The sequence below is a fragment of the Nostoc piscinale CENA21 genome, assembly GCF_001298445.1.
Lineage (GTDB): Bacteria > Cyanobacteriota > Cyanobacteriia > Cyanobacteriales > Nostocaceae > Nostoc_B > Nostoc_B piscinale_A.
Genome location: NZ_CP012036.1, coordinates 5912105 through 5925682, shown reverse-complemented (window position 1 = coordinate 5925682; position 13578 = coordinate 5912105). Strand labels below are relative to the sequence as shown.

The 13578-nt window shown below is 40.6% G+C and carries 7 protein-coding genes and 2 pseudogenes; 6 read left to right on the top strand and 3 right to left on the bottom strand.

Annotated elements, in window-relative coordinates; translation table 11 throughout:
* Window positions 1-183 precede the first annotated feature (183 nt).
* Window positions 184-336 (top strand): annotated as a pseudogene (locus ACX27_RS25335) (IS5/IS1182 family transposase); the annotation flags it as partial.
* A 70-nt stretch (window positions 337-406) separates the two neighbouring features.
* On the opposite strand, the gene ACX27_RS25330 reads toward ACX27_RS25335, so the two are convergent.
* Window positions 407-1117, bottom strand: a complete 711-nt coding sequence (locus ACX27_RS25330; protein ID WP_062296487.1) for a P-loop NTPase family protein — start codon at window positions 1115-1117, stop codon at window positions 407-409.
* 733 nt (window positions 1118-1850) lie between these two features.
* Here ACX27_RS25330 and ACX27_RS25325 point away from each other — a divergent pair.
* Window positions 1851-3218, top strand: coding sequence for an NAD-dependent succinate-semialdehyde dehydrogenase (locus ACX27_RS25325; protein WP_062296485.1), 1368 nt, complete (start codon window positions 1851-1853; stop codon window positions 3216-3218).
* Between the two features lie 171 nt (window positions 3219-3389).
* Window positions 3390-5033, top strand: a complete 1644-nt coding sequence (locus ACX27_RS25320; protein ID WP_062296483.1) for an acetolactate synthase large subunit — start codon at window positions 3390-3392, stop codon at window positions 5031-5033.
* Window positions 5034-5142: 109 nt separating this feature from the next.
* On the opposite strand, the gene ACX27_RS25315 is transcribed toward ACX27_RS25320, so the two are convergent.
* The gene (locus ACX27_RS25315) at window positions 5143-5970 is read right to left on the bottom strand and encodes a hypothetical protein (protein ID WP_062296481.1); all 828 of its coding nucleotides are present in this window, start codon (window positions 5968-5970) and stop codon (window positions 5143-5145) included.
* 350 nt (window positions 5971-6320) lie between these two features.
* Here ACX27_RS25315 and ACX27_RS25310 point away from each other — a divergent pair, with 350 nt between their 5' ends.
* The gene (locus tag ACX27_RS25310) at window positions 6321-6554 is read left to right on the top strand and encodes a hypothetical protein (protein ID WP_062296479.1); all 234 of its coding nucleotides are present in this window, start codon (window positions 6321-6323) and stop codon (window positions 6552-6554) included.
* Window positions 6555-6668: 114 nt separating this feature from the next.
* Window positions 6669-7814: a serine/threonine-protein kinase gene (locus ACX27_RS25305; RefSeq protein ID WP_062296477.1), complete on the top strand. Its 1146-nt coding sequence runs from the start codon at window positions 6669-6671 to the stop codon at window positions 7812-7814.
* A 257-nt stretch (window positions 7815-8071) separates the two neighbouring features.
* Here the strand turns inward: ACX27_RS25305 and ACX27_RS25300 are convergent, their stop codons facing one another.
* The gene (locus tag ACX27_RS25300; RefSeq protein ID WP_062296475.1) at window positions 8072-9964 is read right to left on the bottom strand and encodes a transketolase; all 1893 of its coding nucleotides are present in this window, start codon (window positions 9962-9964) and stop codon (window positions 8072-8074) included.
* A gap of 507 nt (window positions 9965-10471) precedes the next feature.
* Between ACX27_RS25300 and polA the strand changes: the two are divergent.
* Window positions 10472-13391: pseudogene (polA, locus tag ACX27_RS25295) on the top strand (DNA polymerase I).
* The last annotated feature ends 187 nt before the right edge of the window (window positions 13392-13578 follow it).

The window sequence follows — 13578 nt, the reverse complement described above, 5'->3', positions numbered from 1 at the left end:
AGGTGTATCAGGTTAAGAGATAATATTTTCTGCAAGGAGCGCCGAGAAACTGGAGAATCCAACGTCGTTCATCGGTAAGATTAGCAATCTGTTTAAGAGGTGATTCGTCAAGAAAAGATAAAGAGCTTTTGAATGAGCGGGACTGGATTTTAATCTAGATTAGGTGGAATAGTTGTAAAAAAAATGAGTAGTCTACCTGAGATTTCCAATCCCCAAAGGAAACCCTATGCCAGCGATTTGAGTGATGCAGAGTGGGAAGTATTGAAACCACTTGTACCAGCACCTAAAGGGTTTGGTCATCCAGTAGAAGTGGATTTTCGTGAGATTCTCAATGCTAGTAAGTCCTAATTAGGGTAAGGCCACAACACTAAAACTACTTGTGTTGTGGATAAATATCGACTCAATTTTAAGCCTGCTTTACTTCTTCATACCAAATGCCAACTTTTTCAAAAGCAGCGTAAGCCAGCTTGAGAAAATGTACGACTCGCTGTTTGCTCAAAATACCAAATTCTTTGTATTCTCTTGCTTCTGAGAAGGTCATTCGAGTTTGGTCAATGATATTTCTTTCTTTGTATGCCAATTTCGGAAAGTCCACAACCCGAACGTTATGCTTCTGTACTAACTGTTGCATATTCGGGTCAGAATCAACGTGTTCCCAGTCGTCACATAGTCCGCAATTCCTGACGAGGACATGGGGAACTTTCTCACCATAACTATTGATTGACTGAACAAATAAATTGAGGCTGTCATAGCCGCCTGTAGTGACAAACCACTTGCAAAAACTAACTCCTTCGGCGCTTCCGAGTTCGAGTAACTGGTTTTTATCAATCCAGTTTTTGACGGCGCGATGGCTTTGGGCGGCGAGATTGACAATTACTGGCTTAGACATTGCCATTTCAAAGATTCTATCGGCTTTGTCGGCTTGGCGTTCATCTTCGGTAAACACAGCATACTGACACATACCCTTATAAACGCCAGCCACGTCAGGATTTGATCTATCCGTCTCTATGGGTACAAAGGGAATTTTCTTATCTAAGCAATATTGAATCATTGTCCTGGTGACTAGCGACTTTCCTACCCCACCTTTTTCACCATCTATTAAATGAATTGTTGGCATAATAGCTACCCCTAATACTGTTTGAACTTATTTAAAATATCTGCTTGTGTTTTGGAAGGTTTTGGTGTCTTCTGCTGCAACTTTTATACCATCTGTTGAGAAATACTGCTGATTTTTCGTGAAATTAACGTTTATCTATAGAGTTTTTTTAGACTTTGTGCCTGTTATGTTACCGATCAGGGTCAAAATTTAAATAATCCTATCATCAAAGACTGACAAGGTTTCGATACAAACTTTTACATTTGGTGGTGGAACAAGCGGCAAAAAATATCAGACTCTACTTTCAGAGTTTTGCGAGTAGCACTTTGATGTTTTCGGTGTTATCTTAAAATCCTGGCTTGATATCAGGTTGTACGCTTGATTATTTAGCGATCGCACCCACAAACATGATCACAATATCTAGTAATTTTTGCCTAGTAATTGAGCAAACAAATCTTATCCATAGCGTCCCTATTTGATATATGAACAACAGAGACAAGGAGGACAAGGCAGACAAGGGAGAGAGATTTTTATCAATTATTTAGGATTGCTGTACAACCTAATTTAATCTTGTCTGTATCTACCTAAAAATACAGTCGATTAGTGTATCTATTGTTATATATTTAATTGCGAAATTGTAATATTAAGCAACCAATTTTGAGCAAGAAGTCTACAATTTGGGTGGTAGCTTCTATAACTAATTTGTGTAAAAATAGGCGGCTACTTCAAGCTGTTTTTTAATGGGGGTCAGGTAATGGCTATCGCCACCATCAATCCCGCCACTGGGGAGACGCTCAAAACTTTTGAGCCACTCAAAGATACAGAAATTGCCGCTAAACTAAATTTGGCAAATCAGGCTTTTGAACAATACCGCAAAACGAGTTTCCCGCAGCGATCGCTCTGGTTGCAAAAGGCTGCGGAAATTTTAGACCAAGAAAAGGCAGACTTTGGCAAAATCATGACGCTGGAAATGGGTAAACCATACAAAGCCGCGATCGCAGAAGTTGAAAAATGTGCTGCTGTTTGTCGCTATTATGCGGAAAACGCTGCTGATTTTTTGGCTGATGTAGCTGTAAAAACAGATGCTAGTCATAGCTTTGTCCGCTATCAGCCGTTGGGGGTAATTTTGGCAGTAATGCCGTGGAATTTTCCATTTTGGCAAGTGTTTCGCTTTGCTGCACCTGCACTGATGGCAGGTAATGTTGGTTTATTAAAACATGCGTCGAATGTACCGCAATCTGCTTTAGCAATTGCCGATATTTTCCAACGGGCTGGTTTTCCTGGAGGTGTATTTCAAACTTTATTAATTGGTGCGGCAAAAGTAGCTGATTTAATTGCTGATGACCGAGTAAAAGCTGCTACGTTAACTGGAAGTGAACCTGCTGGTGCGTCTTTAGCCGCCAACGCCGGGAAACACATTAAAAAAACTGTTTTGGAATTGGGGGGAAGTGATCCGTTTATTGTTTTAGCCAGTGCGGATATAGCAGCCGCAGCCGCTACAGCCACCGCCGCCCGGATGTTAAATAATGGGCAATCTTGTATTGCCGCGAAACGCTTTATTGTGGAAGAAGCGATCGCTGATCAATTCGAGAAGTTATTGTTAGATAAATTCCTGGCTTTAAAAGTCGGCGACCCTATGCAACCAGACACCGATTTAGGGCCACTCGCCACACCAGATATCCTCCAAGAGTTAGATCAGCAAGTACAAGTTGCCAAACAAAGCGGCGGTAAAGTCTTGACTGGTGGACATCCTATATCAGATCGTCCAGGTAACTTTTATCCACCAACAATCATCACAGATATTCCTCTTGACGCGCCAATTGCCCAGGAAGAATTTTTTGGCCCAGTCGCCTTGTTATTTCGAGTGCCAAATATTGATGCAGCGATTAAACTGGCAAATGCTACACCCTTTGGTTTGGGTGCGAGTGCTTGGACAAACAACGACGAAGAACTTTCACGGTTGATTGCCGAAATTGAAGCTGGTGCAGTCTTTATCAATGGTTTAGTTAAATCTGACCCCCGCCTACCCTTTGGCGGCATCAAACGTTCTGGCTATGGCCGAGAATTAAGCATTCAAGGCATACAAGAGTTTGTCAATGTTAAAACTGTTTGGGTGAAGTGATTTGTGATTAGTGAGTAGGGAGTAGGGAGTGGGGAATAGAAAGGCAAAAATCAAAAGGCAAAAGTTAAAAGAAAACTAGTTTTTTACCTTTTTACTTTTTACTTGATGTATCACTACTCCCCACTCCCAACTCCCCATTCCCTACTTTGTGCATCTGATGAGGAACTTAAAATGAATACAGCAGAATTATTAGTAAAGTGTTTAGAAAATGAAGGTGTAGAGTATGTTTTTGGACTGCCGGGTGAGGAAAATTTACACGTTTTAGAAGCAATCAAACACTCTACCATTAAATTTATTACGACTCGTCATGAACAAGGTGCGGCTTTTATGGCCGATGTTTATGGACGTTTAACGGGTAAAGCTGGGGTTTGTCTTTCTACCCTTGGCCCTGGGGCAACAAATTTGATGACTGGTGTGGCTGATGCCAATCTGGATGGTGCGCCGTTAGTGGCAATTACTGGGCAAGTGGGAACCGATAGAATGCACATTGAATCTCATCAATATTTAGATTTGGTGGCGATGTTTGCCCCGGTAACAAAGTGGAATAAACAGATTGTGCGACCGAGTATTACACCAGAAGTAGTCCGCAAAGCCTTCAAGCGATCGCAAACTGAAAAACCCGGTGCAGTGCATATCGATTTACCAGAAAATATCGCTGCGATGTCTGTAGAAGGGAAACCTTTACAGCGCGATAAAATTGAAAAAACCTACGCATCTTTCGCCAGCATTCGCGCCGCCGCCGCGATGATTTCTCAAGCCGTAAATCCACTGATTTTAGTTGGTAATGGTGCAATTCGCGCTCAAGCTAGTGATGCGGTGACACAGTTTGCGACGCAAATGAATATCCCCGTTGCTAATACATTTATGGGGAAAGGTGTAATTCCTTATACTCATCCTTTAGCGTTATGGTCTGTCGGTTTACAGCAACGGGACTTTATTACCTGCGGTTTTGATAATACAGATTTAGTAATTGCGATCGGCTATGATTTGATTGAATTTTCTCCGAAAAAATGGAATCCAGAAAGCAAAATCCCCATTGTACATATTAGTACAGCTGCGGCAGAAATTGATAGTAGTTATGTTTGTAATGTCGAAGTTATTGGTGATATTTCTGATTCTTTGTTTGAAATCTTAAAAGTCGCAGACCGCCAAGGTAAACCAAATCCTTATGCCATTAGTTTACGCGGTGAAATTCGCGCTGATTATGAACAATATGCTAATGATGAAGGTTATCCGATTAAACCGCAAAAATTAATTTACGACTTGCGGCAAGTCATGGGGCCAGATGATATTGTAATTTCCGATGTTGGCGCACATAAAATGTGGATGGCGCGTCATTATCATTGCCATAGTCCCAATACTTGCATTATTTCTAATGGTTTTGCTGCAATGGGGATTGCAATTCCTGGTGCTTTAGCCGCCAAACTGGTATATCCCAAGCGCAAAATTGTCGCCGTGACTGGAGACGGTGGCTTTATGATGAATTCCCAAGAATTAGAAACGGCTTTGCGTGTGGGTACTCCCTTTGTCACCTTAATCTTTAATGATGGTGGCTATGGCTTAATTGAATGGAAGCAAGAAAACCACTTTGGCAAAGGTAATTCATCTTTCGTCCATTTTGGTAATCCCGATTTTGTCAAATTAGCTGAAAGTATGGGTTTAAAAGGCTATCGTGTGGAATCTAGTCTCGATTTAATCCCGATACTTAAAGAAGCCTTAGCACAGGATGTACCAGCAGTTATTGATTGTCCTGTAGATTACAGAGAAAATCGCCGTTTTACTCAAAAAGCCGGTGAATTGAGTTGTGAAGTGTAGTTCTCAGAACTGACGCACAAAGATTGTCTGTTGAGAATGGGTGTAAGGTTTTTCCACATAAACCCTTACACTCTTCTCAAAAACCTGAATTCTGCTGTCAACAAAGTTTTTATGGTTGATATCGATTCATCCTTACCCAATCTTGAGTCGAGCCGACATTGGGATTTTCACCATAGTCATTCGTACCATATATCTGTCCTTGCCGATTAATCCAATAGTAGTTGTGGTTTGTGGGTAACTCCACGATGGGATAACCATAAGGATTTGTCCAAGTTGTCACATTACCCAAGTTCTCACGGAACTGGAAATTTTGATGGTCTATCGACTCATGGCGTTGACGGGTGACTTCATCCCAGGTATGTTGCGACCATTCGCGGTATTCTCGATATCTCTGTCCTTCAACTTGGGAGATTTGGAGGTTCTGCGCCATAACTCCTTGCATTCCAAAGGCGGCTCCGTTGGTGGCGGAAACTTGAGATGCTACTTGGGGCAACCATGAAGCATAATGAGGCCATTGTGGTTGATGGGAGGCGGCACAAGTCATGACCATTGTACAGACGTTGTAGCTATATGCCACACTACATTTAGCTATGCCTTGACAAAAAATACCATTGTGTAAGTATGTGCAATCAAACTCATAAGCAACGGAACATCCCGCAATTGGTTGCGCTGGGCGGGGCTGGCTGATTCTGAGGTCATAAGGCTGCATAGCCATGAGTTTCTCGTACACAAACTGCCCAGGATTATAATTTACAGGCAATCCAGAATTTCCTACCATAATTGTCAAAGCTGCATTGTCTGGAGAAACTAAGACAACAGCAAACTGGCCATCCTCAACCACTCGCCAACCACTCGGCATTGCATAGTTAAAGTAATTTCCATAGCGAATTTCCAGTGAGCCAGGGGTAGAAGAAAAAGGCTGATTATTGTTATACATTTGGCTTGGTGGCAAAGGTTGGCATTAATTATGGATACATCTAGAGTATGGGGTTTTACGTATGAGATTGCAAAAGTTCCTTGAAGAATTGTGGCGTTGTATAAATACGAGATGAATTGTCTCCTGCAACTTTTGACGATGATTTATCAAAATCAAAGCATCTGTTAGAGCTATGTTGATGGCTGCAACTCCTGAGAATACAGAGTTTTTATTCAGTACTCAGCACTTTGCTATAATTTGGTTTATTCTGAAAATAATGTAAGTGATTAAGTTTTTTTTTGATTTAATAGTATTAATTTAAACAAATAGTGTTTAAGTATAAAGCGATCGCCTAGTCCAAACATCAAACTATGAATTATCACATTTGCGGCTTGGAAGCGACTCCCGAATGGCTAAAAATGGAATCAATTGATTACATCGCCGAATGTTTAGAGGTTTGTGAAACTCTAGAAATGGTGGCTGACTTACGAGAAATCTTTCCTCGTCAGACACTACGTTCAGCAAGTATCCAGGTGTGTGAGGCGCAACGTCAAAGGCTGATTAATTGGTTGCAGGTGTTGAATCAACAGGAGAAAGTCGCGTAAAATTCTCCCCAAGGGTAAAATCAGCAGTTATTTGAATTTACATTTAGCAAATATCAACACTCTTCTGTCAAGTAAAAGGGACAATAAAAACAAGTCTCCCTTAGTTCGCAACGCATGAGCTACTGCCTTAATCCTCGGTGTCCGAAACCAGAAAATCCGACTGATGTTAAGTTCTGTACGACTTGTGGTTCCAAGCTTCTCCTCAAAGAACGCTATCGTGCCATTCGTCCAATAGGACAAGGTGGTTTTGGCAGAACCTTTTTGGCTGTCGATGAAGATAAACCCTCAAAACCGCGCTGTGTGATTAAGCAATTTTATCCGCAAGCCCAAGGTACAAACACAGTCAAAAAAGCGGTGGAGTTATTTAACCAAGAAGCTGTGCAGTTGGATGAATTGGGTAAACATCCACAAATTCCAGAACTTTTGGCATATTTTACCCAAGATGATCGGCAGTATTTGGTACAAGAATTTATTAATGGGTTAAATTTAGCGCAGGAGTTGTCCCAAAATGGAACTTTTAGCGAAACGCAGATTTATCAACTATTGCATGATTTATTATTGGTGTTGCAGTTTTGCCATGCTAGACAAGTAATCCACCGTGATATTAAACCAGAAAATATTATTTTACGTGAGAGCGATCGCAAACTTGTTTTAGTCGATTTTGGTGCGGCAAAATCGGCAACGGGTACAGCTTTAAATCATACTGGTACGAGTATTGGTAGTCCTGAATATGTGGCACCAGAACAAATTAGAGGTAGAGCAATTTTTGGCAGTGATATTTATAGCTTGGGAGCTACTTGTATTAACTTGTTAACTGGGCGATCGCCTTTTGATTCTTATGATGCTAATAGTGATACTTGGGCTTGGCAACAATATTTAGCTACTCCTGTGAGTCCTCATTTAAGCCGTATTCTCAATAAAATGCTAGAAAGCATTCCCGCTAGACGTTATCAAACAGTAGATGAAGTTTTACAAGAATTAAATACCCAGTCTGCGCCAACAAATAAACCACATATACCTGTAAAATCCCAGGTACAGTCATCACCAACTTTACCACCTCAAATTGTGAGCAAAACACCAAGCCAAATTGATTTAGAATTAGAAGAATTAAAAACTCAATTTATGGGCGGGAAATCTCAACCAAATCAGGTACAGCCGAAAAATACCACATCGCCACCTACAAGTAACAGCGAAATAGATCAAGAATTAGAAGAATTAAAAGCTAAATACTTGGGTAATAATAACTCACAAAATCCCTGATGAATTTTAATAAAGCAGGACTTACGCAGAATCATGAAAAAACGAACCGCAAAGGACACGAAGTTAAGAGGATTTGATAGGGTTTTTGCGTAAGCCCTATAAAGTTGTTGAATTTTATTTGATGATTTTTTGATTTAGAAGTCCCTGGGCATTAGCTACTGAGGCCGCAACATTCAGTGATAGATTCAACAAAGACAAGGGAGACAAGGAAGCAATCATTCTACCTTGTCTACCCCCTCAATCTTGTCTAATCCCACTCAGAACTTCGTACTCAGTGGATGTTTAACTAGCGATCGCACTGCGGCAATTATGGCATCAGCATCGATTTTGGCGGCGTGGAGTAATTCTTCTGGGGTTCCTGATGTGGGCATTTCACTCACGGCTAATTTGATCAGTTGTAGTTGTGGCCCTTCGTAGGTTGGCATTTCTCCAACACCAGCGAAAGCATCCAGTACCGCCGCACCTAATCCGCCCTCTAGCCAATGATCTTCAACTACAACTAAGTTACCTTCGGTGTCTTGTGCAGCTTGATGTAGGGTTGACACATCAATGGGTTTAACTGAATAAGCATCGATGATGCGGACTGTGATTCCGTCGTTTTTCAGTTGTTCGTAAGCTTTGAGGGCTTCATGTAAAGTAATGCCGGCACCAATGATAGTGGCTTGGTCTTGGTCAGAACTGCGAATCACTTTACTACCACCAATGGAAAATTCTTCTTCCGCACCATAAATGACGGGTGTAGCTTCGCGGGTTGTGCGTAAGTAAACAATACCTTGGCGATCGCTCATTTGCGCTACTAGTTTGGCGGTTTGATTTGCATCGCTGGGATACAATACAGTGCTACTCCACACAGCCCGAAAAGCGGCTAAATCTTCTAATCCCATTTGCGAAGCTCCATCTTGACCGATAGATACACCAGCATGAGAACCCATTAATTTAATGTTGGCGCGAGACACAGCCGCCATCCTGATAAAATCGTAGGCGCGGGTTAAAAAGGCAGCAAAAGTAGAGGCAAAGGGTTTATATTTTCTGACTTGCAAACCCACCGCCGCCGCAATCATTTGTTGTTCGGCAATGTACATTTCAAAGTAGCGTTCGGGAAAAGCTTCGGCGAAATCTTCGACATAAGTGGAATTACTGACCTCAGCGTCAAGGGCAACTACATCTGGTTGAGCATTGCCTAACGCTTTTAAAGCATCGCCATAAGCCCGACGTGTGGCTACTTTTGCGCCTTTTTCATAACTAGGAAGTTGCAGGGGTTGGGCTTTACCCGTAGGAACCGGTTCTTGGGTTTCTGGTTGATGAACTTGGATAATTATCTGACGTTCACCGCCTAATTCGGCAATTGCTTGTTGTTCTTGTTCTGGTTTTAAAGCTTTACCATGCCAACCGCCTAAATCTTCTAAACTAGCTACGCCTTGACCTTTCTTGGTACGGGCGATAATGACTGTCGGGCGATCATTAACTGCGATCGCGGTACTCATGGCATGATCGATTTGGCTAAAATCATGTCCATCAATTTCGATGGCTTGCCAACCAAAGGCTTTGGCACGCTGAGAGTATGCTTGTGTATTCCAGCCTAATTCCGTTTGACCCCGTTGACCCAAGCGGTTGACATCAATAATCGCAATTAAATTATCTAAGGTGTAGTGTGCAGCGTGGTCAAAGGCTTCCCAAACCGAACCTTCGGCGGTTTCACTATCTCCCAGTAGTACCCAGACATGATAAGGAAGTTGGTCGAGATATTTCCCGGCTAAAGCTAACCCCACAGCAATGGGTAAGCCTTGTCCTAGAGAACCAGTTGCCACATCTACCCAAGGTAAAATAGGTGTGGGATGACCTTCTAAACGACTACCCAATTTTCGCAGCGATCGCAATTCTTCATCGTTAATCACACCGGCCGCTTTGTACATAGAATAAAGCAATGGTGCAGCGTGACCTTTAGAAAAAATCAGGCGATCATTATTGGGATTTTCGGGATGCTCAAAATCGTAATGAAAATATTTGGTCAGTAAAACCGCCATCAAATCCGCCGCCGACATAGATGATGTCGGATGACCAGAACCAGCAATTGTTGTGGCGCGAATACTATCAATACGTAACTGTTGGGCTAATTCATACCATTGATGCAATTCTTCTTGTGTAGTCATAATTGTTTTCCTAACTTAAAATAATTGCAATTAAGATTTGGGATGTTGATAAAAAATTTGTGGTCAGTGATGAGATAAAAATAATTAACTGTCGATATAGACGCGGTAGCGGCTTCCCGAAGGGTACGCCAATGATTTTTTCATCAGCAGATCAAACCGCTATCACTCAATTCATTAATAAGATATGATTGCTATTGTCAAAAATCTCTCTATCTGGGTTTACTTTAGAGAGGAGAATTAAAAAACTCTTCTGACTAAGGGAATAACTAATATTTATATCTAGAAGAAGACTGCAAAAATCACTTTACAAGTTAGGAGTTATTATTCAGAATACAATTAAATTCGGCTGAGGATAAATATTGAAATGACAAACAAATCATTGTGGTGGAATAACACAGAAAACGTCAGACAATAATCAAAAACATTTGCGTTCATCTACGGTTAATTTTATCCTCTAATTCTGACTGATAAACTCTTTAATTCCACATTATTCGCTACAATATAAATATGTCTGAAAATTCTGCTGCTTTAACTACAACACGCCCCACCTTCATCTTAGTTGATGGACATTCTTTAGCATTTCGTTCTTATTTTGCTTTCGCCAAAGGACGAGACGGCGGACTGCGAACTAAAACAGGGATACCGACGAGTGTATGCTTTGGCTTTCTCAAATCGTTGCTGGAAGTAATGACAACGCAGCAGCCACAAGCAATGGCTGTCGCATTTGATTTGGGTTTACCGACTTTCCGCCACGAAGCTGATGATACATACAAAGCCGACCGTCCGGGGACACCAGAAGACTTTGTTCCTGATTTAAAAAATCTGCACGAATTACTCGAAGGCTTGAACCTAAAGATTTTTACTGCGCCTGGTTACGAAGCTGATGATGTGTTGGGAACTTTAGCGCAAAAAGCCACGGCGGCTGGTTATAAGGTGAAAATTTTAACAGGCGATCGCGATTTATTTCAACTCATTGACCCAGACAAAGAAATTACCGTTTTAAACTTTAGTCCCGATGCACTAAAACGCGCCACAAATAGTATTACAGAATTTAGTACAGAACAAGTTAAAGAAAAATTAGGCGTATTACCTACACAAATCGTCGATTTTAAAGCTTTGTGTGGTGATAAGTCAGATAATATTCCTGGTGTGAAAGGCATAGGCGAAAAAACGGCAGTTCAGCTATTAAATACTTATGGTTCTTTGGAGAATATTTATGCAGCAATAGCGGAAATTAAAGGTGCAACCCAAAAAAAACTCACCGAAGGTCAAGAGGATGCTAAAAAGTCGCAATATTTAGCACAAATAGTCACCGAAGTACCTCTCGAAGTTAATTTAGATAACTGCAAACTCATAGGATTCGACACAACTATTCTCACTCCGATTTTAGAAAAACTAGAGTTCAATACCTTTTTAAAAAAAAGTCAACGAAATTCAGCAGAAATTTGGTGGTGAAGTCCCAGAAATTCCCGCCAATGTGGAAGCAATAAGCACCGATGATGACGATGCTGATTTATCATTTTTTACTGCTGCTGAAACAGCAGCATACCAACAGCAACCAGTTTCAGAAATTCAGCCACGGATAATTAGTACTGAAGCTAAACTAATTGAATTAGTAAATATATTGCAACAATTTACCGACCCTGCAAACCCAGTGGCTTGGGATACAGAAACCAGTGATTTAGAACCACGAGATGCAGATTTAGTCGGAATTGGTTGTTGTTGGGGAATGCAACCAGATGAATCAGCATATATTCCCCTAGCACACAAAAATGGGGAAAATTTAATTCCGGAAATAGCACTTACAGCACTACGTCCAATTTTAGAAAGTGCTAATTATCCTAAGACCTTTCAAAATGGTAAATTTGACCGCTTAGTATTTCGCTGTCAAGGAATTAATTTAGCAGGAATTGTCTTTGACCCGATGCTGGCTAGTTACGTTTTAAATCCCGATACGAGCCATAATTTAAGTGATTTAGCTTTGCGTTACTTGGGTTTGACTATCCAAAATTATCTTGATTTGGTTCCCAAGGGAAAAACTATTGCTGATATCGATATTGCATCTGTCGCCAATTATTGTTGTTTGCAAGTTCATGCAACATGGCAACTAGTACCAAAATTGCGTGTAGAACTAGATAAGTTTCCAGATTTATCAAAATTATTACTAGAAATAGAACAGCCATTAGAGGCCGTTCTCGCAGAGATGGAATACACAGGTGTACGTATTGATTCTGCTTATTTGCAAGAACTCTCACAACAATTAGAAGTAGATTTAAAAAGAATAGAAGAGAAGGCAACGGAAATTGCTGGCGAAAAATTTAACTTAGGTTCTCCGAAAAAATTAAGCCAAATCTTGTTTGAAAAATTAGGGTTAAGTACGAAATATTCTCGCAAAATTCAAACTGGTTATTCTACCGATGCTGCAACTTTAGAAAAACTATTAGAAGTTGATAACACTGGGTTTGTAGAAGCGATAATTGAGTATCGTACATTGTCTAAATTAAAATCTACTTATGTAGACGCATTGCCAGCATTGGTACGTCAAGATACTCAACGTATACATACAGATTTTAACCAAACTGCAACATCAACTGGCAGGTTATCTTCTTCTAACCCAAATTTGCAAAATATACCTATCAGAACAGCTTTTAGTCGGCAAATTCGCAAAGCATTTTTACCAGAAAAAAATTACTTAATGGTAGCTGCTGACTACTCACAAATTGAGTTGCGAATATTAGCACATTTGAGTCAAGAACCATTGTTAGTACAAGCCTATCAGCAAAACGAAGATATTCACACAGTCACAGCACGATTAGTATTTGAAAAAGAAGATGTTTCCGCAGATGAAAGAAGAATAGCCAAGACAATTAACTTTGGCGTAATTTATGGTATGGGTTCACTGAAATTCTCACGTTCCACGGGAATAGATAAAAATGTTGCTAATGAATTTATTAAGCGATTTAACGAACGATATGCTAAAGTATTTGCATATTTAGAGGGAGTTAAAAAACAAGCGATCGCACAAGGTTATGTTGAAACTATCCTCGGTCGTCGGCGTTATTTTGATTTCCAAACCAATAGTTTACGCAAGTTAAAAAATACCAATCCCGCAGATATTGACTTGAGTAAATTAAAAAATTTAGGTGCTTTTGATGCTGGCTTACTTCGTTCTGCTGCCAACGCACCCATTCAAGGCTCAAGTGCTGATATTATCAAAATTGCAATGGTGAGATTGCATGAAATTTTAAAACAATATCAAGCACGTTTATTATTGCAGGTTCATGACGAATTAGTGTTTGAGGTTCCGCCTCACGAATGGAAAGAATTGCAACCACAAATTAAATCAGTCATGGAAGGTGCAGTAACTTTAACTGTGCCATTACTGGTAGAAGTTCGCGCCGGTGAAAATTGGATGGAGACAAAATAAATGCTGATGGACATTTAATTTGCATCACATGGGCAGGCAAGATGTCTACCTTACAAGAATTTAATCTATTTAGATATGCAAATAAATAGAGACAAGGGAGACGAGGCAAGGAGGACAAGGGAGAGAGATATTTGTAAATCATTTAGGATTGCTATTTACCCTAAGACAGTGTTGAACATCCTGGTGT

Bases quoted from the DNA above. Each gene is read 5' to 3' on its own strand.
- ACX27_RS25330 (WP_062296487.1), bottom strand. From the start codon at position 1,117: ATGCCAACAATTCATTTAATAGATGGTGAAAAAGGTGGGGTAGGAAAG.
- ACX27_RS25325 (WP_062296485.1), top strand. From the start codon at position 1,851: ATGGCTATCGCCACCATCAATCCCGCCACTGGGGAGACGCTCAAAACT.
- ACX27_RS25320 (WP_062296483.1), top strand. From the start codon at position 3,390: ATGAATACAGCAGAATTATTAGTAAAGTGTTTAGAAAATGAAGGTGTA.
- ACX27_RS25315 (WP_062296481.1), bottom strand. From the start codon at position 5,970: ATGTATAACAATAATCAGCCTTTTTCTTCTACCCCTGGCTCACTGGAA.
- ACX27_RS25310 (WP_062296479.1), top strand. From the start codon at position 6,321: ATGAATTATCACATTTGCGGCTTGGAAGCGACTCCCGAATGGCTAAAA.
- ACX27_RS25305 (WP_062296477.1), top strand. From the start codon at position 6,669: ATGAGCTACTGCCTTAATCCTCGGTGTCCGAAACCAGAAAATCCGACT.
- ACX27_RS25300 (WP_062296475.1), bottom strand. From the start codon at position 9,964: ATGACTACACAAGAAGAATTGCATCAATGGTATGAATTAGCCCAACAG.